Origin of the sequence: Sphingomonas parva (ex Maeng et al. 2020) (assembly GCF_004564275.1) — a bacterium.
Lineage (GTDB): Bacteria > Pseudomonadota > Alphaproteobacteria > Sphingomonadales > Sphingomonadaceae > Allosphingosinicella > Allosphingosinicella parva.
Window position 1 is genome coordinate 26,833 of record NZ_SPDV01000021.1, and the last position, 19,966, is coordinate 46,798.

The window sequence follows — 19,966 nt, forward strand, 5'->3', positions numbered from 1 at the left end:
ATGCCGGTTTGTCGAAACCCGCCGCACGTGATAGGATGATCACCCTTTGTTCCCAGGCGCGAAGGAGGTGGCGATGAGCGTGGATCCGATCCCCGAAGACTATCGTTCGATCACTCCCTATCTGGTCGTGCGCGGCGCCGCGGCCGCGCTGGATTTCTACCGGCGTGCGTTCGGCGCCGAGGAGATTCTCCGCCTGCCGATGGGCGATCGCATCGGCCATGCCGAGCTCCGCATCGGCAATTCGATCGTGATGCTGGCGGACGAATTCCCCGAGATGGACATATTGGGTCCGCAGTCGCGCGGCGGTGCGACGTCGAGCCTGCTTCTCTACACCGAGGATGTCGATGCGATGTTCGCGCGGGCGGTGGACGCCGGCGCGACGGCCGAGCGGCCTCCCGAGGACCAGTTCTACGGAGACCGGATGGGGACGCTGCGGGACCCGTTCGGCCAGCGCTGGTCGGTCGCCACCCACAAGGAGGATGTGCCGGAGGACGAGATGCGCCGCCGGATGGAGGCGATGTCGGCCGGAGCGGCGGCGCCGGCCGCGGCCGAAGCGGTCTGATCGGGCTCTCCCCACGCATTGGGCGTGGGGAGGCGCATCATGACCTGGAAGGGCTGCGGCTCAGGCCTTGCAGCTCTGGGTGCCCTTGCCCGGGGCGGTAAGGCTGACCTGGGCGGCGTTCTCGGAGAGCGACCAGCCTTCCGCAACGTAGGGCGGCTTGCCCGCTTCGGCGGTCAGCACCGTCGGCGTCCCGTTCTTCTCGGTGCGGATGCGGGCCGTGTCGTTGGTGTAGAAATCCACGTAGACTAGGCTGTTGTCCTTGCAGCGGAAGGTCCGGCTCGCCTGGATCATCGGCGGGGCCTCGGTGAGGGGCGGGGCGTTCTTCAGCGCTTCCGCCTGCGGGTCGTCGGCGTTGGCGGTGATCGTCTCGGGCTCGCTGTTGCACCCGGTGAGGGTGAGGGCTGCCAGCGAGGCGGCAGCAATAAGGGCTTTGCTCATAAGTTTTTTTTCGCCACTGGCGCTCCCTGCGTCAAGCGTTTTTGCAACTGCTTCGCAACAGCCTTTCGCGGCGCTAGCCGGTCGTGGACCGCCATGATGCCAAGACGGGTTGCGGTTGGCGAGCAATTCCGTACGCTTTAGGGTGTGAGGGTGAAAACGGAGCCGAAATGCAGCGCGTCCGGATCGGACTGACGGGCCTCGCCTTCGTGTTCGTGCTCGTCCTGCTGGGTGCGGTGTTCACGCGCCCGACCGCAGAGGAGCCGATAACGGCGAACAGCCTTGCCCATGGCGCGCAGCCGGGAAGCGCGGCCGGCAACGAGGCCGAGCCGACCGAGCCGCTCGCCGAGCTCGGCGTCGCGCCAGGCAATCCCGACGACAACAGCAGCGCGCGTGCGGGGCAGCCGGTTGCACCCTCGGGCAAGCGCTGAACCTGCCCGTCTCGCCGGCCTCGCGGCCGCCGTCGTCCTGCTCGCCGCCGCCGAGCTGCTGATCGGTGCTTCCGTCAGCCTCGCCGCCGGCTATCCGCGTGCCGAGGCGCAGATCTTCCTCGCTGCGAGACCCTGGCTGCTCCTGCTCCTCGCCTTGATCGTCAGGCGGTGCCACTTGGTCGGCCGCGTCGCGCTCTTCGGCCTCTTTCTGGTCGCGGCCTGTGCCGCCGAGGGCCTCTACCTGCTGAGGCTCGGCAACGCCGCGCCCTGGCCGGAGCTGCTCCGCGGCGCGGCCGCCGCGGCGATGGCGATCGCGCTGCTCGACGCGGCGTTCTCCTACGTCCATCGGGCGTTGGGGCGGCCGGGACTTGCCGCCGTCGTCCTGGCGAGCGCCGTGCTGCTCGCCGCGCCCGCGGTCCGGAATGGCTGGCGGACGGCCGCTACGGCCGTCGAGACGCCGCGGCCGGCGTCGCGAAAGCCCGACCTTCTGCTGATGACCGCGCTGCCGATCGGGTGGGGGGAGGGGGGAGCCTTCGATCCGGCGTCGCGGCCCGCGGCCGCCTATCGCCTGCTGCAGGAGGAGTTCTCCGTTCGACCGATCGACACGCTGGAGCCGGCGAGTCTCGACGGCAGGCTGCTGCTGCTCGCCCAGCCGCGCTGGCTCGCCCCGGCCGAGCTGGTCGCGCTCGACGAATGGGTTCGCGCCGGCGGCCGCGCGTTGATCCTCACCGACCCCCTTCTCGAATGGCCTTCGGAGCTTCCGCTCGGCGATGTCCGGCGCGCGCCCCCGGTCGGACTGCTCGGGCCGTTGCTCGATCATTGGGGTCTCGGCATTGCGGGCCGCCAAGCGGACGCCGGCGGTCTCGAGGATGGCCGCCGGCTGGTTCTTCGTCAGGCAGGGCACCTCGTCACGAGCGGTCCCGCCTGCCGCATCGTCCGCGACTATCGAGCCGAATGCAGGATCGGCAGGGGCGTGGCGACCGTCATCGCCGATGCGGATCTGCTTCGCGACGATCTCTGGATGGGCGGCGGCGCGGACGGGGGCGCCCGCGAGCATAGGCGGGCGGACAATCCGTTGATCCTCGCCGACTGGCTGGACGATCTTGCCGGCATCTCGCGCAACCGGGCTCGGGGACGGGTGATCTGGGCGGAGCCCGGCTCGCGGCCGCTCGACGCCGCTCGGATCGTCGCCGGAGGTCTGCTCCTGCTCGCCGCCGCATTCGCCGTCGCCGCCTTGCTTCTGCGCCGCCGCGCAGGGTAACCACAGACTTATCCACAGCCTCATCAACCAGGGGAAGAATACCTAGCGCACCCGGAACAAACCGCGAAAAACCGCGCCTTTCCCTTGGCGTGGCATGAAATCCCCAAAAAAGGCATCAAATCCCCTTCCATCCCAAGGGCGGGAATGTTATCCACGGGCTTCTAGTTCGGGGCACTTCTCTGTCGGCCGCTGTGGCGCGCCGAAGCGCACGTCGCGCTTCGGCGAACGGGGAAGGTCCGTGTTTTTTGTGGAGCGGGGCGCAAAAGGCGTGGAGATCGACGACTTCTTTCAGGGAAGCGCGCTCAACGCGGTGGATGCCAAGGGGCGTCTTTCCGTTCCCGCCTTCGTCCGCTCGGTGATCGAGCGCGGCTCCGAAGCGCGTGCGATCGTCATCGGCGCCCACGAGATCTCGCCCTGCCTCACCGCCTACGGCCGCAACTATGCGCGCAACCTCTATCGCGAGATGGAGCGTCGCCGGCTCGCCGAAGAGGAGCGCGGCGGCACGATCCAGGATCATTATGCGCGCGCCCGTCGCACCTTCGGCATGACCGAGGACGTGCCCTACGACACCAGCGGCCGCATCATCCTGCCCCCGATGATGCGCCGCAAGGGCGGCATCGAGGATCTCGCCCTGTTCGTCGGCGTCGGCGGCACCGTCGAGATCTGGAACCCGCGAGTCGCTCTGGAGCAGGGCGATGCGGATCTTCGCGACATCGCCGCCTGGCGCCTGGAAGAGAAGGGGATCGCCCTGTGAGCCCGGAGACTGCCGCCCCGCACGTCCCGGTTCTCCTCGACGAGGTGATCGCCGGTCTCGCCATCGCACCCGGCGAGACCCATGTCGACGGCACCTTCGGGGCCGGCGGCTATACCCGTGCCATCCTCGAGAAAGGGGCTGCCCGTGTGTTCGCCTTCGATCGCGATCCCGACGCGATCCGTGAAGGCGAAAAGGTGGCGGCCGCTTGCGGGGGGCGCCTGACGCTGGTGCCGGAGCGTTTTTCCCGGATGCGTCAGGCGCTTGCCGCCCGCGACGTGGAGCAGGTCGATGGCGTGACGCTCGACATCGGCGTCTCCTCGATGCAGCTCGATCGCGCCGAGCGCGGCTTTTCCTTCCAGGCCGACGGGCCGCTCGACATGCGCATGTCGCAGGAAGGGGAGAGCGCCGCCGACTTCCTCAACCGTGCGTCCGAGGAGGAGATCGCCGACGTCCTCTATCATTTCGGCGAGGAGCCGAAGTCGCGGCGCATCGCTCGCGCCATCGTCGCCGCCCGCCCGCTCGCCCGCACCGGGGAGCTTGCCGCCGTCGTCCGCAAGGCGCTCGGCTGGCACGCGGGAATGAAGAAAGATCCCGCGACTCGCACGTTCCAGGCGATTCGCATCTATCTTAACGAAGAGTTGAGAGAGCTCGAGGACGGGCTCGAGGCGGCCGAGCAGGTCCTGCGGCCGGGAGGGCGTCTGGCCGTCGTCACCTTCCACAGCCTCGAGGATCGCCTGGTGAAGCGCTTCCTCAAGGAGCGGAGCGGCGCCACCCCCGCAGGGTCGCGGCATCTGCCGCAGCAGGCCGCGTCAGGGCCGGCGCCGAGCTTCGAGGCCGTCGCCAAGCCGGCCCGCGCCGGCGAGGCGGAGACCGCCGCCAATCCGCGGGCGCGCTCGGCGACTCTCCGGGTCGCGCGCCGGACCGCCGCTCCGGCGTGGAGCAGCAAGAAGAATTCGCCGGCTACCGGCAATGAAGGTGTGTTCGAATGATCGTACAGGGTTTCAAGTCGGTGATCTGGGTGGCGACCGTCGGTGGCGCCGCCCTGTCCTGCTACATGGTCTCCCTGCAGGTCGCGACCGAGCGGGCCGAGCTGGTCAAGGTCGAGCGGCAGATCATCGCCGCCAAGCGTGAGATCCGCTCGCTTCAGACGGAGCTCGGCACGCGCGGCCGTCTGTCGCAGCTCGAGCAGTGGAACGCCGAAGTGCTGGCGCTCGCCGCGCCGTCGTCGGCCCAGTATCTCAGCGACGGCGTGAAGCTCGCCCGCTTCGAGCGGCGCGATCCGACTCTGGGCGAGCGCGCCGCCGACGTCCGCATGGCCGCGATGCACACCGGCGAGCCGGCGCCGACAGCGCCGCTGAAGCCCGCAATCGTGCGCGCCGTGGCCGCGGCGCCGGTCACGGCGGCCCCGACCGTTCAGCGCGCCAGCTTCACCCCCACGGTGGGCCTTCGGCAGATGGTGGCCGCCGCCAAGCCGGTCGAGCGCAAGCCTGCCGCGCCGCAGCCCGCGTCCGTCAAGGCCGTCGCCACGAGTGCCAAGCCGGTCGCGACCGCCAAGGGCGAGGCGGCCGGTCCTGCCAAGCTTGCTGCGGCCCGCGACGCCGTGAAGCCGGCTGCCGATACCAAGGCGGCTGCGCGTCCGGACGCCAAGCCGGCCGCGCGCAGCGAGCCGAAGATCGTCGCCAAGGCCCCGGCCGCGAAGCCGCGCACCTCGCGTCTGGACGGCAAGCTCGTTGCCGAGATCAACTCCGCCGCCCGCAAGGGCCAGGGGAGCGGCGGCAACTGATGGCCACGCTTGCAGCAGACGCCGCCAGGTTCGGAGGCGCTCCCAACCGGCCGCAGGCCCTGGCGCTGACCTATCAGCGCCTGATGCTCGTCATGCTCGTCTTCGCCGGCGTGACGCTGATGATCGTCGGCCGCCTGCTCTTCCTGCAGGTGTTCACCGACCGCTCCGGCGCCGCCGAGCTGTCCAACCCGCTGATCCCGCCGCGGGCCGACATCGTCGACCGTAACGGCGTTCCGCTTGCCCGGACGATCGATGCCTGGTCGATCGGCGTCCACCCCGACCGGATGATCAGCAATCCGTCGGAGCTCGCCGCCAAGCTCGCCGAGCTGATGCCGGAGAAGAGCGCCGACCAGTACAAGGCGATGCTGACCTCGGGCCGGACTTTCCTTTATCTCAGCCGTCGTGCCGTGCCCGAGCTCGTCTCGGCGGTGAACGCGCTGGGGGAGCCGGCGATCGTCTTCGACCGCGAGCCCGAGCGCCTCTATCCCCAGACGGCGCTGGCCGGCCACGTCCTCGGCTGGACCGACTTCGACGGCCACGGCGTCACCGGCATGGAAAAGGTGCTGGAGAGCCGGCTGTCCGATCCGGCCCTGCGCGGGCAGCCCGTCGGGCTGGCGATCGACAGCCGGGTGCAGGCCGCGATGGAGGCGGAGCTCGGCGCCGCGGTGGCCAAGCACAGCGCCGAAGGCGGCACCGGCATCGTCCTCGACGTGCGCACCGGCGAGCTGGTCGCCATGGCCTCGATGCCGACGTTCAACCCGAACGCGGCCGGCAAGTCCGATCCCAACGCCTTGTTCAACCGCGCGACGATGGGCGTGTACGAGCTCGGCTCGACCTTCAAGCCGATCACCGTCGCCGCCGCGCTCGACGCCGGCGTGATCAAGTCCGTCTCCCAGCGCTACCCGTCGAACGCGCCGGTGCAGATCGGCCGCTTCCGGATCAAGGACGATCATCCGATCCCGGGCAGCGCCAACATCGTCGAGACGCTGGTCCATTCGTCGAACATCGTCACGGCGCAGATCGCCGACCAGATGGGGGCAGAGCGCATGCAGGCGGCGTTCCGCGCGCTCGGCTTCCACGAGCCGGCCTATGTCGAGCTGGAGAAGGCGCGCCCGCTCTTCCCGCGCGAGTGGAGCCGGGCCACCGTCCTCACCAGCGGCTTCGGCCACGGCATCGCCGTCTCGCCGCTTCACCTCGCCAGCGCCTATGCGGCGCTGGTCAACGGCGGCATCTGGCGTCCGGCGACGTTGCTGAAGGTGTCGAAACCAAGTGCAGGCCGCAGGGTCTACTCGGAAGAGACCAGCCTCAAGATGCGCAAGCTGCTGCGCATGGTCGTCGTCGCCGGCACCGGTCGCAAGGGAGACGCGGCAGGCTTCCGCGTCGGCGGCAAGACCGGGACGGCCGAAAAGGTCTCGGCCGCCGGCGGCTATTCGCGAAAAGTGAACGTCTCGACGTTTGCGGCGGCCTTCCCGATGGACAATCCGCGTTATGTCGTCATCGCGATGCTGGATGCCCCGAAAGCCACTGCAGACACGTTCGGCTTCACCACCGCCGCCTGGACGGCTGCGCCGGTCGTGTCGAAGGTGATCGCGCGCACCGGACCGCTTCTCGGCATCGTCCCGGACGAGAGCCGTGAGATCGATCTTTCCGACATGATGGCCCTGGTCGCCAAGCAGGAGCATTGATGCGTCTTGGAATGCTGATCGGAAGCGGTGACGAGGCCCGCGTCACCGGCTTCGCGATCGACCATCGCAAGGTCGCTCCCGGCACCGTGTTCGGCGCATTCCGCGGTACCGTCTTCAACGGCGAGGATTTCGTCAGCGGCGCGATCGAGGCGGGTGCCGTCGCCGTCGTCGCCCGGCCGGACGTCCGCGTCGAAGGTGCCGCCCACGTTGCCAGCGAGGAGCCGCGGCGCGAGTTCGCCCGGCTCGCCGCGCGCTTCTTCGCGCCCTTCCCCGAGACGGTGGTCGCGGTCACCGGCACCAACGGCAAGACTTCGAACGTCGAGCTGACCCGGCAGCTCTGGCGGATGGCGGGGCATCACGCCGCCTCGATCGGCACATTGGGCGTTACCACCTCCGAGGATCAGGTGACGACCGGCCTCACCACGCCCGATATCGTCACCTTCCTGTCGAACATGGCGGGGCTCGCCCGCGAGGGCGTCAGCCATGCCGCGTTCGAGGCGTCGAGCCATGGCCTGGCGCAATACCGTACCGAGGGGCTGCCGGTCCGGGCCGCCGCCTTCACCAACCTCAGCCGCGACCACCTCGATTACCATCAGACGATGGAGGCCTATTTCGAGGCCAAGATGCGCCTGTTCACCGAGGTGGTGGAGCCGGACGGCGCCGCGGTGGTGTGGATGGACGATCCCAAGTCCGAAGAGGTCATCCGGCGCTGCCGCGAGCGCGGGCTGCGGCTGCTCACCGTCGGGCGCAACGGCGAGACTCTCCGCCTGATCTCTCGCACGCCCTCCCAGCTCGGCCAGACGCTGGTGATCGAGGCGGAAGGCGCGCGGCACGAGCTGAAGCTGCCGTTGATCGGCGCCTACCAGGCCGCCAATGCGCTTACCGCCGCCGGCCTGGTTCTCGCCACCGGCGGCGAACTCGAGCAGATCCTCGCCAGCCTGGCACGCGTGCATCCGGTTCGCGGCCGGCTCGAGCGCGCGGTGATCACCCGCGCCGGAGCCCCGGTCTACGTCGACTACGCTCATACCCCGGACGCGATCGAGGCCGCGATCGAGGCGCTGCGTCCGCATGCCGCCGGCAGGCTGATCATCGTCTTCGGCGCCGGCGGCGACCGCGACGTCGGCAAGCGCCCGGAAATGGGCGCGGCCGCAACCCGGCTCGCCGATCTCGTCATCGTCACCGACGACAATCCGCGCAGCGAGGATCCGGCCGCGATCCGCCGCGACGTTCTCGCCGGCGCCCCGGGCGCGCGGGAGGTCGGCGGACGTCGCGAAGCGATCGCCGCCGCGATCGCGGAGGCGGGACCCGACGACATCATCCTGCTCGCCGGCAAGGGGCATGAGCAGGGGCAGATCGTCGGCGACGAGGTGCTTCCGTTCGACGACGTTCAGGTCGCAAGGGAGTGCGCCGCATGACCGCCGCTCTGTGGACCTCGTCCGAGATCGCCGAAGCCGTCGGTGGCCGCGCCGCCGGCGACTTTGCTGTCTCCGGCGTGACGTTCGATTCGCGCGAGGTCGGGCCGGGAGACCTGTTCCTCGCCCTGAAGGGCGAGGCGACCGACGGCCACCGCTTCCTCGACAAGGCCTTCGATGCCGGCGCCGCGGGCGCGATCGTCTCGCAGCCGATCGACCGGCCGCACGTCCTCGTCGGCGATACGATGCAGGCCCTGATCGATCTCGGGCGGGCATCGCGTGCGCGCAGCACCGCTCGGATCTGCGGCGTGACCGGCTCGGTCGGCAAGACCGGCACCAAGGAGGCGCTCTACGCCGCCCTCGACCGCGCCGCGCCGGGCGAGGCGCACCGGTCGGTGAAGAGCTACAACAACCACACCGGCGTGCCGCTGTCGCTCGCCCGGATGCCGCGCGACACGCGCTTCGGCGTGTTCGAGATGGGCATGAACCATGCCGGAGAGCTTGCCGACCTCACGCAGCTGGTGCGCCCGCATGTCGCCATCGTCACCGCGATCGCGCCGGCCCACCGCGAGTTCTTCGCGTCGGAGGAGGAGATCGCCGACGCCAAGGGCGAGATCTTTCGCGGCCTGCAGGAGGGCGGCAACGCGCTCGTGCCGTTCGACAGCCCGCATCGCGATCGGCTGATCGCCGCGGCGAGGCCGCACGCAGCCACGATCCTGACCTTCGGCCGCGGCGAGGGCGCCGATATCCGCGCCCGCGACGTGGTCGCCGCGCCGTCCGGCGGCTCCCTCGTCACCGCGATTTTCCCGGAGGCGGAGCTCACCTTCACGATCTCGCAGCATGGTGAGCATTGGGTCTCGAACGCCCTTGCCGTGCTCGGCGCCGTCGAGGCGCTCGGCGGCGATCTCGCGGCCGCAGGTCTCGCGCTCGCCGACATGCCTGGCCTGAAGGGCCGGGGCGAGCGCCACCGCATCGCCGCGGGCGAGGGCGAAGCGCTGCTGATCGACGAGAGCTACAATGCCAATCCGGCCTCGATGGCCGCGACGCTGAAGACGTTCGGAGCGCAGCCGGTCGCCGGGCGGCGCATCGCCGTGCTCGGGGCAATGCGCGAGCTCGGCGTCTCTTCGGAGGATTTCCACGCCGAGCTGGCCGGCCCGATCGAGGCGGCCCGGGTCGATTACGCAATCCTGGTCGGCGAAGAGATGGCGCCGCTGGCGAAAGCCCTTGGCCAAAAGGTTAAAATGGCGCATGTGCCGGATACCGCTTCGGCGATAGGCCTCGTCCGTGACGAGATCGGATCGGGCGACGCGATACTCGTCAAGGGATCCAATTCGATCGGACTTGCCCGCCTCGTAGAGGTGCTGGCGAGCGGGAAACGCTGATGTTCTACTGGATTGCCGAACAGCTGGGCTTCCCGGGGCTTCTCAACCTCGTCCGCTACATCACCTTCCGCGCCGGCGCCGCGACCGCCACCGCCCTCGTCCTCGGGCTGATCCTCGGGCCGAAGTTCATCGGCTGGCTGCGCGTGCGGCAGGGCAAGGGGCAGCCGATCCGCGCCGATGGCCCGCAGGCGCATCTCGCCAAGCGCGGCACGCCGACCATGGGCGGGCTGATGATCCTCACCTCGCTCACCGTGGCGATGCTGCTGTGGATGAACTTCTCGAACCGCTACCTCTGGGCGTGTCTGTTCATCACCGTCGGCTTCGGGCTGATCGGCTTCCTCGACGATTACGACAAGGTCACCAAGCGCAGCCACAAGGGCGTTTCGGCCCGCGTCCGCCTGCTCGCCGAGTTCGTCGTCGCCGGCATCGGCACGACGATCATCTGCTGGGGCGCCGGCACCGAGCTCTACATTCCCTTCTACAGCGGCCCGGTCATCTATCTCGGGCCGTTCTACATCCTGTTCGCCTCGTTCGTCGTGGTCGCGTTCGGAAATGCGGTGAACCTCACCGACGGCCTCGACGGGCTCGCGACCATGCCGGTGATCATCGCCAGCCTCGCCTTCCTCGTCATCTCCTACCTGGTCGGCAACGCGATCTTCGCCAGCTATCTGGGCGTGCCGCACGTGTTCGGCGCCGGCGAGCTGACCATCCTGTGCTCGGCGATGGTCGGTGCGGGCCTCGCCTTCCTCTGGTTCAATGCGCCGCCGGCGGCCGTGTTCATGGGCGATACCGGCAGTCTCGCGCTCGGCGGCGCGCTCGGTGCGATCGCGGTCGCGACCCGGCACGAGATCGTCCTCGGCATCATCGGCGGCCTGTTCGTGGTCGAGGCGATGAGCGTGATCATCCAGGTCTTCTTCTACAAGCGCACCGGCAAGCGCGTGTTCAAGATGGCGCCGATCCACCACCATTTCGAGCAGATGGGCTGGTCCGAGCCGACCGTCGTCATCCGCTTCTGGATCATCAGCTTCGTCCTCGCGCTCGCCGGCCTCTCCACCCTGAAGCTGAGATGATCGTCAGCGCCGCCTTCGCCGGGAAGTCGTTTGCGGTGCTCGGCCTGGCGCGCTCGGGCCGCGCGACCGTCGACGCCCTGCTCGCCAGCGGCGCGCAGGTGATGGCGTGGGACGAAAAGCCGGAAGCGCGCGCGGCGCTCCCGGCGCACCCGAACCTCAGGATCGCCGATCCGCTGGTCACCGCGCTCTACGGCTATTCCGGCATCGTCGTCTCGCCCGGCGTTCCGATCAACCGCCATCCGATCGCCGAGCGCAGCCGCCGCGCCTCGGTGCCGTTGATCGGCGACATCGAATTGTTCGCCCGCGCCCGCGCCGACCTGCCGCCGCACAAGGTCGTCGGAATCACCGGCACCAACGGCAAGTCGACGACGACGGCGCTGATCCACCACGTCGTGCGCAGCGCCGGCCTCCCCGCCGCACTGGGCGGGAATATCGGCCTGCCGATCCTCGGCCAGGATCCGCTCCAGCCGAACGACGCCGGCCCGGGCGTCTATGTGCTCGAGCTCTCCTCCTACCAGATCGATCTCACCCTCGGCCTCGATTGCGACGTCGCGGTGCTGCTCAACGTCTCACCGGATCATCTCGATCGCTACGACGGGATGGACGATTATGCCGCGTCCAAGGCGCGGCTGTTCGCCATGCAGTCGCCCGAGCGCCCGGCGATCATCGCCGCCGAGGACGATTATACGCGGGCCATCGCAGGGCAGATCGAGGGTCGCCGGATCCTCGTTTCCTCGCAGGACGTGAAGAACCAGTCGCGCTGGCCATCGCTCCAGGGGCCGCACAACGCCCAGAATGTCGCCGCCGCCGTCGCGGCCGCGCGCGAGCTCGGCATTGCCGACGCCGACATCGCCGGTGCGCTGGAGACCTATCCCGGCCTGCCGCACCGCATGGAGCGCGTCGCCGAGCGTGCGGGCGTGCTGTTCGTCAACGACAGCAAGGCGACCAACCCGACCTCGACCGCGCCGGCGCTCGCCGCTTACCCTGCGGTGCACTGGATCCTGGGCGGGCTGCGCAAATCCGACGATCTCGACGCCTGCGCGCCCTATCTCGATCATGTGCGCGCCGCCTATACGATCGGCGAGGCCGGTCCGCTGTTCGCCAACCTGTTGTCCGCAAAAGGAAAGGTTGTTGAAAACAGCGGGACGCTAGAGACCGCGGTGGCGAACGCGGCGGAGCGGGCGGAGCCGGGCGAAGTCGTCCTGCTCTCGCCGGCCTGCGCGTCGTTCGATCAGTTCAGGGATTATGAGGCGCGGGGCGACGCCTTCCGCGCGCTCGTGGAGGCTTTGGCATGAGCGTGATGGGGCACCTCAAGGACAGGACGGCAAACCGCCTCGGCCGGTCGGACCGCAGCGCGGTCGGGCGCTGGTTCTGGGAGATCGACCGCGTCCTCCTTTTCTTCGTCGCCGTACTGATCGCGATCGGCCTGGTCGCCGTCGCAGCGGCCTCACCGGCCGCGGGCCAGCGCTATTCCGGCGGCAGCGTCAGCTTCGCACCGCTTCATTATTTCTACCGCCAGCTGATGTGGATCATGGTCGCGCTGCCGGTGATGGTCGGCGTGTCGATGCTGCCGCGCGCCAAGGCGCGGCGGCTGTGCCTGATCGGCGCCGGCTTTTTCACCATGCTCCTGTTCCTCGTACCGATCATCGGCGCCGAGGTGAACGGCGCCCGCCGCTGGATCGGCATGGGCTTCGCCCAGTTCCAGCCGTCCGAGTTCCTGAAGCCGCTCTACATCGTCTCGATCGCCTGGCTGCTGTCGCTCAAGAACCAGGACGCAAGCCTGCCGGTCCTGCCGCTCTCCGGCATCGTCACCGCGCTGATTGCAATGCTGCTCATGCAGCAGCCGAATTTCGGTGAGACGATCATCTTCGTCTCCGCCTGGGTGCTGCTGCTGACGCTTTCGGGCGCGCCGCTGCGCTTCCTCGTCTTCCTCGGCCTCGCCGGCCTCGTCGGCATCGTGCTCGCCTATTTCTTTTACGACGTGGCGACGGTCCGCATCGACGCCTTCCTGTTCTCGGGGGCGGAGCACGACACCTATCAGACCGACAGCGCGCTGCGCACGCTCACCGCCGGCGGCCTGTTCGGCGCCGGCCCCGGGGCCGGGATGCGCAAGTTCCAGCTCCCCGAGCCGCACACCGACTATATCTTCTCCGTCATCGGCGAGGAATTCGGGATCATCGCCTGCCTGGCGATCGCGATCATCTATCTCGTCATCGTCGCCCGCGTGATGATCCGCCTGCTGCACGAGGAGGACCAGTTCGTCGTCCTGGCGGCCGCCGGCCTCGTCACCCAGTTCGGCCTGCAGGCGCTGATCAACATGGCGGTCAACGTCCAGCTCGCCCCGTCCAAGGGCATGACGCTCCCGTTCATCAGCTACGGCGGCTCGTCGATGGTCGCCCTCTCGATCGGCATGGGCCTGCTGCTCGCCTTCACCCGCAGAAATCCCTATCTGCACCGCTCCCCTTATGTCGTGAAATGGAGCGGTCGATGACCCAGTCGCGCCATTATGTCCTCGCCGCCGGCGGTACCGGCGGACACATGATCCCGGCGCATGCTTTGGCCGAGGAGCTGATGCGGCGCGGCCATCGCGTCGCCCTGGTCACCGACGATCGCGGCGCGCGCATCCCCGGCCTGTTCGACGGCGTCCAGGTCCATGTCCTTCCCGCCGGCCGGCTGAGCGGCGGCCCGATCGGCTGGCTCAAGGCGCTGCGCAAGATCTTCCTCGGCCGCGCCATGGCGCTCCGCCTCTACGAGACCTTCCGTCCGTCGGCCGTGATCGGCTTCGGCGGCTATCCGGCGCTGCCGGCGCTGATGGCGGCGCAGCGCGACCGGATTCCCACGCTGGTGCACGAGCAGAATGCGGTGCTCGGCCGGGTCAATCGTCTCGTTGCCGGCAAGGTCGATGCGATCGCGACCGCCTATGATCAGATCGATCGGCTCGCCAAGGCGCATCGCGAGAAGACCCATCTCGTCGGCAACCCGGTCCGCGACGAGGTCCTGGCGCTGCGCGAGCAGCCTTATCCGGCCCTGGGCGAGGACGGCATCTTCCGCGTGCTGGTCACCGGCGGCAGCCAGGGCGCAACCGTGCTCAGCCGCGTCGTGCCCGACGGGCTCGGCATGCTGCCGGAGCACTTCCGCCGCCGGCTGCAGGTCACCCAGCAGTGCCGCGCCGAGGATATCGAGGAGGTTCGCGGCCGCTATGCGAGCCTCGGCATTCCGGCCGATCTCGCCACCTACATCACCGACATGTCGGACAAGCTGGCCTGGTCGCATCTCGTCATCGCCCGCGCCGGCGCCTCGACGATCGCGGAGCTCACCGCCGCGGGCCGGCCCGCGATCCTGGTCCCGCTGCCGAGCGCGACCGACGATCACCAGACCGCCAACGCCCGCGAGATGGCGAAGGCCGGCGGTGCGCGGATGATCGCGCAGCGCAACTTCACCGCGGTGGAGCTCGCCAAGCAGATGCAGAAGCTGGGCCTCGAGCCGGAGGCGCTCGCCAATGCCGCCGCCCGCGCCCGCGCCGTCGGACGGCCGAACGCCGCGCGCGACCTCGCCGATCTGGTCGAGCGGACCGGCCGGGATCTCGGCTCCGATCCGCTGCCGGCGCGCAACAACGTGCTCAGCCCCGCCGCCAGCGGAGCCTTCGCATGAAGGGTGTCGGCACCGACATCGGGACGATCCACTTTGTCGGCATCGGCGGCATCGGCATGTCCGGCATCGCCGAGGTGATGCACATCCTCGGCTACAAGGTGCAGGGCTCCGACGTCGCCGGCGGCTATGTCGTCGACGGCCTGCGCAAGGCCGGCATCGAGGTGAAGATCGGTCATCACGCCGACAATCTCGGCGACGCCGCCGTGGTCGTGGTCTCGACCGCAATCCGCAAGGACAATCCGGAGCTGGTCTGCGCCTACGAGCGCCGCATCCCGGTCGTCCGCCGCGCCGAAATGCTGGCCGAGCTGATGCGCCTCAAGTCCACGGTCGCCGTGGCCGGGACGCACGGCAAGACGACGACGACCTCGATGGTCGCGACCCTGCTCGACGCCGGCGGCATCGATCCGACCGTGATCAACGGCGGCATCATCAACGCCTACGGTTCGAATGCGCGGCTCGGCAAATCGGACTGGATGGTGGTCGAGGCGGACGAGAGCGACGGCAGCTTCCTGCGCCTCGACGGGACGATCGCCGTCGTTACCAATATCGATCCCGAGCATCTCGATCACTACGGCAGCTTCGAGAAGGTGAAGGACGCCTTCGTCGAGTTCGTCGAGAACGTTCCCTTTTACGGCGCCGCCATGCTCTGCGTCGATCACCCGGAAGTGCAGACGATCATGCCGCGGCTTCGCGATCGCCGGGTCGTCCCTTACGGCTTCGCCGCGGTCGCGGACATCCGCGGGGAGAACGTCCGTCCGATCCCTGGCGGCAATCTGTTCGACGTCTCGATCCGCGATCGTGCCGGCCAGGTGCGCGTCATTCGCGACATCGAGCTGCCGATGCCGGGCCGTCACAACGTGCTGAACGCCCTCGCCGCGATCGGCGTCGCCGCCGAGCTCGGCATCCCGGACGAGACGATCGCGCGCGGTCTGTCCAAGTTCAATGGCGTGAAGCGCCGCTTCACCAAGGTGGGCGAAGTCCAGGGCGCGACCATCATCGACGATTACGGCCACCATCCGGTCGAAATCCGCGCGGTGCTCGCCGCCGCCCGCGAAGGTGCGCAGGGCAGGGTGATCGCCGTCGTCCAGCCGCATCGCTACACCCGCCTCCAGAATCTGATGGAAGAGTTCCAGGGCGCGTTCAACGATGCCGACATCGTCTACGTCGCCCCGGTCTACGCCGCCGGCGAGGAGCCGATCGAGGGCGTCGACGCGGATGCTCTCGTCGACGGCCTGAAGTCGCGTGGCCATCGCTCGGTCAAGGCCGTCGCCGATCTCGACGATCTGTCCCTCCAGCTGCGCGACATCGCGGCGCGGGGCGACATGGTGATCTGCCTCGGCGCCGGCGACATCACCAAATGGGCGGCGGCACTCGCCGACGGCATCCAGCAGGCGAGGCTGAACAAATGAGCGCGGCCGCGCTCGAGATGCCGCGGGTCCGCGGCCGGCTGACCGAGCAGGCGCCGCTGGCGCCGCTCGTCTGGTTCAAGGCCGGCGGCGTCGCGCAATGGCTGTTCGAGCCGAAGGACGTCGACGATCTGTCCGATTTCCTGGAAAACCTCCCGGCGGACGTGCCGGTGATGGGTCTCGGCCTGGGCTCGAACCTCATCGTACGCGACGGCGGGGTGCCGGGCGTGGTCGTCCGCCTCGGCAAGCCCTTCGCCAGGGTCGAGCGGCTCGATTCCACCACCCTGCTTTGCGGCGGCGGCGCCAGCGGCATCCTCGTGTCCTCGACCGCCCGTGACGCGGGCATCGGCGGCCTGGAATTCCTGCGCTCGAGTCCCGGCACGGTCGGCGGCTTCGTCCGCATGAACGGCGGCGCCTATGGCCGCGAGGTCAAGGACATATTGGTGGAGTGCGAAATCGTCCTGCGGTCGGGCGAGCGCAGGACTCTCGCGCTGCACGACCTCGGCTACACCTATCGGCACAGCGAGCTTCCCGAGGGCAGCGTCGTCGTGGGCGCGATCTTCCGCGGCCATGCCGATGCGCCCGAGGCGATCGCCCGCGAGATGGATCGCATCGCCGAGGAGCGGGAGGCGAGCCAGCCGCTCCGCTCGCGCACCGGCGGCTCCACGTTCAAGAACCCGCCGGGCACCAAGGCGTGGAAGCTGATCGACGAGGCGGGCTGCCGCGGCCTCACCGTGGGAGACGCTCAAGTTTCTGAAAAGCATTGTAATTTCCTCCTCAATCTGGGCAAGGCGAGCGCCGCCGAGATCGAGGCCCTGGGTGAGGAGGTGCGCCGCCGCGTGCTTGCGCACTCGGGTGTGACCTTGGAATGGGAAATCCAGCGCGTGGGGGTAGAAAAGTGACGCAGAAGCTGCATGTCGCCGTCCTGATGGGCGGCTGGTCCGCGGAGCGTCCGGTGTCCCTGATGAGCGGTGCCGGCGTGGCCGATGCGCTCGAGAGCCTCGGCCATCGTGTCACGCGCATCGACATGGGCCGCGACGTCGCCGAGCGTCTTTCCGAGGCGAAGCCGGACGTGGTCTTCAACGCGCTCCACGGCACGCCCGGCGAAGACGGCACCATTCAGGGCCTGATGGACCTCATGGGCCTGACCTACACCCACAGCGGCCTGGTCACCTCGGTGATCGCGATCGACAAGGAGCTGACCAAGCGGCAGCTCGTCCCGCACGGCATCCGCATGCCGGGCGGCGAGATCGTCGAGAGCGAGAGCCTGTTCGAGCGCGATCCGATGCCGCGGCCCTATGTGGTGAAGCCGGTCAACGAGGGCTCCTCGGTCGGCGTGGCGATCGTCACCGACGGCGGCAACTACGGCCAGCCGATCTCTCGCGGAACGCCCGGGCCCTGGACCGAGTTCGACCGGCTGCTTGCCGAGCCGTTCATCCGCGGCCGCGAGCTAACCGTCGCCGTGCTGGGGGAGGAAGCGCTCGCCGTCACCGAGCTTCGTCCGAAATCGGGCTTTTATGATTTCGACGCGAAATACACTGACGGGCTCACCGAGCATGTCTGCCCGGCGGACATCCCCGATGCGGTTCGCGACGCCGCCCTGGAGATGGCGCTCGAAGCGCATCGCCTGCTTGGCTGCAAGGGCTGCTCGCGCTCCGATTTCCGCTGGGACGACGAGCAGGGCGTCGAAGGCCTCTATCTGCTCGAGGTGAATACCCAGCCCGGCATGACTCCGCTGAGCCTGGTTCCTGAGCAGGGCAAGTATCGCGGCATGTCCTATCCCGAGCTCGTCCAGCGGATCGTCGACGAGGCGCTGCGCGAGACCAAGGCCAAAGGAGCGGCCGGATGAGCGCGAAGATCGCGCGCGGCGCCGCCGCGCCACGCCCCCGCCCGAAGAACAAGGCGCCGGCCCGCGGCGGCCGCGGCCGCAAGGGCGCGGCGGAAGCCTCGCAGCTGCCCGAGGCCGTGCGTCGGGTGAGCTGGTTCGTCCTGATCGGGATGCTGGCGGCGCTCGCCATCGCCCTTCTCGCCGCCTTCCGCGTCCCTCAGATGATCGGGACCGGTCTCGGCGAGGCGATCGGCGAGGCCGGGTTTTCGATGAAGCGGGTCGAGATCAAGGGCGCCCGCAAGGTCCCGCAGCTCCAGATCTATAACATCGCCTTCGACCAGCCGACCGCGGCGATGCCGCTGATCGATCTCGAGGCGACCCGCCAGCGCCTGCTGCGCTTCGGCTGGGTGCGCGAGGCCCGCGTCTCGCGCCGCTTCCCCGATACGCTCGTGGTCGACATCGTCGAGCGCAAGCCGGCCGCCGTCTGGCAGCACAACCAGCGCCTGGCGCTGATCGACATGGACGGCGTGGTGCTCGAGCCGGTGCGGATGGACGCGATGCCGGACCTTCCGATCGTCATCGGCCCTGCCGCGAACGTGCACGCGTCCGAGCTCGGCCGTCTCGTCGACGCCGCCCCGAAGCTGCAGGCGATGATGGCGGGCGCGTCGTGGATCGGCGGCCGCCGCTGGGACATCCGCTTCCAGTCGGGCGAGATCCTGGCGCTGCCCGAGGGCGAGGCGGCGGCCCGCAAGGCCCTCGCCACCTTCGCCCGGATGGACCAGGCGACCCAGCTTCTCGGCCGCGGCTTCGTTCGCTTCGACATGCGAATCCCGGGCAAGTTCATCGTCCGCGTCTCGAACGAGCCGGGCAGCAGCGTGCCTTCGATCGCGCCGAACACCCCGCCCAAGGATGCGCCCGCCGAGACCCCGGGCACGCCCGGCATCGATCCGGCGCAGACGATCTGATGAAGCGTCCGACCGCCACGCCCGGCCGCAGGCTCGTCACCGCCCTCGACGTCGGCTCGTCCAAGGTCTCCGCGCTGATCGCCGAGCCCGGCGAGGCCGGCGAGCTGCGCATCCTCGGCACCGGCCAGCGACAGAGCCAGGGGGTCCGCCGCGGCTTCATCGCCGACATGGAGCGCACGGAAGTGGCGATCCGCGAAGCGGTCGAACAGGCCGAGCGGATTGCGGCCACCAACATCGAGGACGTGTTCGTCGGCTTCTCGGCCGGCGGACTGGTCAGCTCCGTCGCCAGCGTCGAGCTGCAGATCGGCGGCCGCCGCGTCCAGCCGCAGGACATCGACCAATTGCTCGCCGTCGGCCGGGAGTCGATCGATGCCGAAGGGCGGATGATCCTTCACGCGCTGCCCGCCCTCTACACGCTCGACGGCCTGCAGGGCGTGAAGAAGCCGCTCGGCCTCCACTCCGATCGCCTCGGCGTCGACATCCACGTCATCGCCGCCGAGCCTTCGCCGGTGCGCAATCTCGATCTGTGCGTGCGCTCGGCGCATCTCGGCGTCCAGGCGATTGTCGCCTCGCCGGTTGCCGCAGGCAAGGCGTGCCTCAGCGAGGAGGAGCGCGAGCTCGGCGTTGCCCTGGTCGAGCTCGGCGCCGGCGTCACCAACGTCTCGGTCTTCGCCGGCGGAATGCTGGTCGGGCTCAAGTCGCTGGCGGTCGGCGGGATGGACATCACCGACGACATCGCAGCCGCGTTCGGCACCCGCCGGGTCGAAGCCGAGCGGATGAAGTGCTTCTACGGATCGGCGACAACCAGCCCGCGCGACAACCACGACATGATCGAGCTGAAGCCGATCGCCGGATCGGAGGAAGGCACCGAAGCCTCCCGCATCACCCGCGCCCAGCTCAATTCGGTCATTCGCGCACGGCTCGAGCACCTTACCAACGAGGTCGCCGGCGCGCTGAAGGAGCTCGGCTTCGGCGGGCCTTTCGGGCGCCAGGTCGTGCTGACCGGCGGCGGCTCGGAGCTGAAGGGCATCGCCGATTACGCCCAGGGCGTGCTCGGCCGCGCCGTGCGGATCGGCCGGCCGAACCTGCGTGGCCTTCCCGAAGCCCATTCCGGACCCGCTTTCACGACGCTCGTCGGCCTCGCCCAGTTCGCCGCGTCGGACGAGCTCGATCTTCGCGCCGCGGTGGCGCCGGAGCAGAATGTCCAGAAATCGAACAGCGGCAGTCTCGTTCAGCGGCTGATCACGGCGTTCAGGAGTGGCTTTTGAGACTCACTGCCGGATATCCGCGACAAAAAGCGAATCGCGTTAACGTTTTCGCTCGCACGGAGGAATCTCTTCG

19 protein-coding genes are annotated in these 19,966 nt (G+C 69.1%); 18 read left to right on the forward strand and 1 reads right to left on the reverse strand.

What is annotated here, in order from left to right:
- Positions 1 to 73 precede the first annotated feature (73 nt).
- Complete coding sequence (locus tag E2493_RS12085) at positions 74 to 562, forward strand: VOC family protein (protein ID WP_135087107.1); 489 nt, start codon at positions 74 to 76, stop codon at positions 560 to 562.
- 60 nt (positions 563 to 622) lie between these two features.
- Here the strand turns inward: E2493_RS12085 and E2493_RS12090 are convergent, their stop codons facing one another.
- Positions 623 to 1,000, reverse strand: a complete 378-nt coding sequence (locus E2493_RS12090) for a hypothetical protein (protein WP_135087109.1) — start codon at positions 998 to 1,000, stop codon at positions 623 to 625.
- A gap of 167 nt (positions 1,001 to 1,167) precedes the next feature.
- On the opposite strand from E2493_RS12090, the gene E2493_RS12095 reads away from it, so the two are divergent.
- The 17 genes from E2493_RS12095 to ftsA all read left to right on the forward strand — a co-directional run bounded on the left by E2493_RS12095 (position 1,168) and on the right by ftsA (position 19,893).
- Positions 1,168 to 1,428 carry a hypothetical protein gene (locus E2493_RS12095; protein WP_191992994.1) on the forward strand — a complete coding sequence of 87 codons (261 nt, stop codon included), beginning with the start codon at positions 1,168 to 1,170 and terminating at the stop codon, positions 1,426 to 1,428.
- Entirely contained in the window at positions 1,406 to 2,689 is a 1,284-nt protein-coding gene (locus E2493_RS12100) for a motility-associated ABC transporter substrate-binding family protein (protein ID WP_135087111.1), read from the forward strand. Before E2493_RS12095 ends, E2493_RS12100 begins: the two co-directional genes overlap by 23 nt.
- 268 nt (positions 2,690 to 2,957) lie before the next feature.
- Complete coding sequence (locus tag E2493_RS12105; RefSeq protein WP_135087113.1) at positions 2,958 to 3,443, forward strand: division/cell wall cluster transcriptional repressor MraZ; 486 nt, start codon at positions 2,958 to 2,960, stop codon at positions 3,441 to 3,443.
- Positions 3,440 to 4,432, forward strand: a complete 993-nt coding sequence (rsmH, locus tag E2493_RS12110; RefSeq protein ID WP_135087115.1) for a 16S rRNA (cytosine(1402)-N(4))-methyltransferase RsmH — start codon at positions 3,440 to 3,442, stop codon at positions 4,430 to 4,432. Before E2493_RS12105 ends, rsmH begins: the two co-directional genes overlap by 4 nt.
- Positions 4,429 to 5,226, forward strand: a complete 798-nt coding sequence (locus E2493_RS12115; protein ID WP_135087117.1) for a hypothetical protein — start codon at positions 4,429 to 4,431, stop codon at positions 5,224 to 5,226. The genes rsmH and E2493_RS12115 overlap by 4 nt, the downstream gene beginning before the upstream one ends.
- A complete protein-coding gene (locus tag E2493_RS12120) occupies positions 5,226 to 6,911 on the forward strand; it encodes a peptidoglycan D,D-transpeptidase FtsI family protein (RefSeq protein WP_135087119.1) in 1,686 nt (561 codons plus the stop codon). The genes E2493_RS12115 and E2493_RS12120 overlap by 1 nt, the downstream gene beginning before the upstream one ends.
- Positions 6,911 to 8,326 carry a UDP-N-acetylmuramoyl-L-alanyl-D-glutamate--2,6-diaminopimelate ligase gene (locus E2493_RS12125; RefSeq protein ID WP_135087120.1) on the forward strand — a complete coding sequence of 472 codons (1,416 nt, stop codon included), beginning with the start codon at positions 6,911 to 6,913 and terminating at the stop codon, positions 8,324 to 8,326. The genes E2493_RS12120 and E2493_RS12125 overlap by 1 nt, the downstream gene beginning before the upstream one ends.
- Positions 8,323 to 9,705, forward strand: coding sequence for a UDP-N-acetylmuramoyl-tripeptide--D-alanyl-D-alanine ligase (locus tag E2493_RS12130; RefSeq protein WP_135087122.1), 1,383 nt, complete (start codon positions 8,323 to 8,325; stop codon positions 9,703 to 9,705). The genes E2493_RS12125 and E2493_RS12130 overlap by 4 nt, the downstream gene beginning before the upstream one ends.
- On the forward strand, positions 9,705 to 10,775 hold the full coding sequence (gene mraY / locus E2493_RS12135) for a phospho-N-acetylmuramoyl-pentapeptide-transferase (RefSeq protein ID WP_135087124.1): 1,071 nt from the start codon (positions 9,705 to 9,707) through the stop codon (positions 10,773 to 10,775). The genes E2493_RS12130 and mraY overlap by 1 nt, the downstream gene beginning before the upstream one ends.
- Positions 10,772 to 12,070 (forward strand): UDP-N-acetylmuramoyl-L-alanine--D-glutamate ligase, encoded by a 1,299-nt coding sequence (gene murD / locus E2493_RS12140; protein ID WP_135087126.1) that lies wholly within the window; start codon positions 10,772 to 10,774, stop codon positions 12,068 to 12,070. Before mraY ends, murD begins: the two co-directional genes overlap by 4 nt.
- A complete protein-coding gene (locus E2493_RS12145; RefSeq protein ID WP_135087128.1) occupies positions 12,067 to 13,266 on the forward strand; it encodes an FtsW/RodA/SpoVE family cell cycle protein in 1,200 nt (399 codons plus the stop codon). Before murD ends, E2493_RS12145 begins: the two co-directional genes overlap by 4 nt.
- Positions 13,263 to 14,426, forward strand: coding sequence for an undecaprenyldiphospho-muramoylpentapeptide beta-N-acetylglucosaminyltransferase (murG, locus tag E2493_RS12150; RefSeq protein WP_135087130.1), 1,164 nt, complete (start codon positions 13,263 to 13,265; stop codon positions 14,424 to 14,426). The genes E2493_RS12145 and murG overlap by 4 nt, the downstream gene beginning before the upstream one ends.
- A complete protein-coding gene (murC, locus tag E2493_RS12155) occupies positions 14,423 to 15,835 on the forward strand; it encodes a UDP-N-acetylmuramate--L-alanine ligase (RefSeq protein WP_135087132.1) in 1,413 nt (470 codons plus the stop codon). The genes murG and murC overlap by 4 nt, the downstream gene beginning before the upstream one ends.
- Positions 15,832 to 16,734 carry a UDP-N-acetylmuramate dehydrogenase gene (murB, locus tag E2493_RS12160; RefSeq protein ID WP_135087134.1) on the forward strand — a complete coding sequence of 301 codons (903 nt, stop codon included), beginning with the start codon at positions 15,832 to 15,834 and terminating at the stop codon, positions 16,732 to 16,734. Before murC ends, murB begins: the two co-directional genes overlap by 4 nt.
- Positions 16,731 to 17,681 carry a D-alanine--D-alanine ligase gene (locus E2493_RS12165; RefSeq protein ID WP_225421432.1) on the forward strand — a complete coding sequence of 317 codons (951 nt, stop codon included), beginning with the start codon at positions 16,731 to 16,733 and terminating at the stop codon, positions 17,679 to 17,681. Before murB ends, E2493_RS12165 begins: the two co-directional genes overlap by 4 nt.
- Complete coding sequence (locus E2493_RS12170; protein ID WP_135087138.1) at positions 17,678 to 18,625, forward strand: cell division protein FtsQ/DivIB; 948 nt, start codon at positions 17,678 to 17,680, stop codon at positions 18,623 to 18,625. The genes E2493_RS12165 and E2493_RS12170 overlap by 4 nt, the downstream gene beginning before the upstream one ends.
- The gene (ftsA, locus tag E2493_RS12175) at positions 18,625 to 19,893 is read left to right on the forward strand and encodes a cell division protein FtsA (RefSeq protein ID WP_135087140.1); all 1,269 of its coding nucleotides are present in this window, start codon (positions 18,625 to 18,627) and stop codon (positions 19,891 to 19,893) included. The genes E2493_RS12170 and ftsA overlap by 1 nt, the downstream gene beginning before the upstream one ends.
- Positions 19,894 to 19,966: the final 73 nt, after the last annotated feature.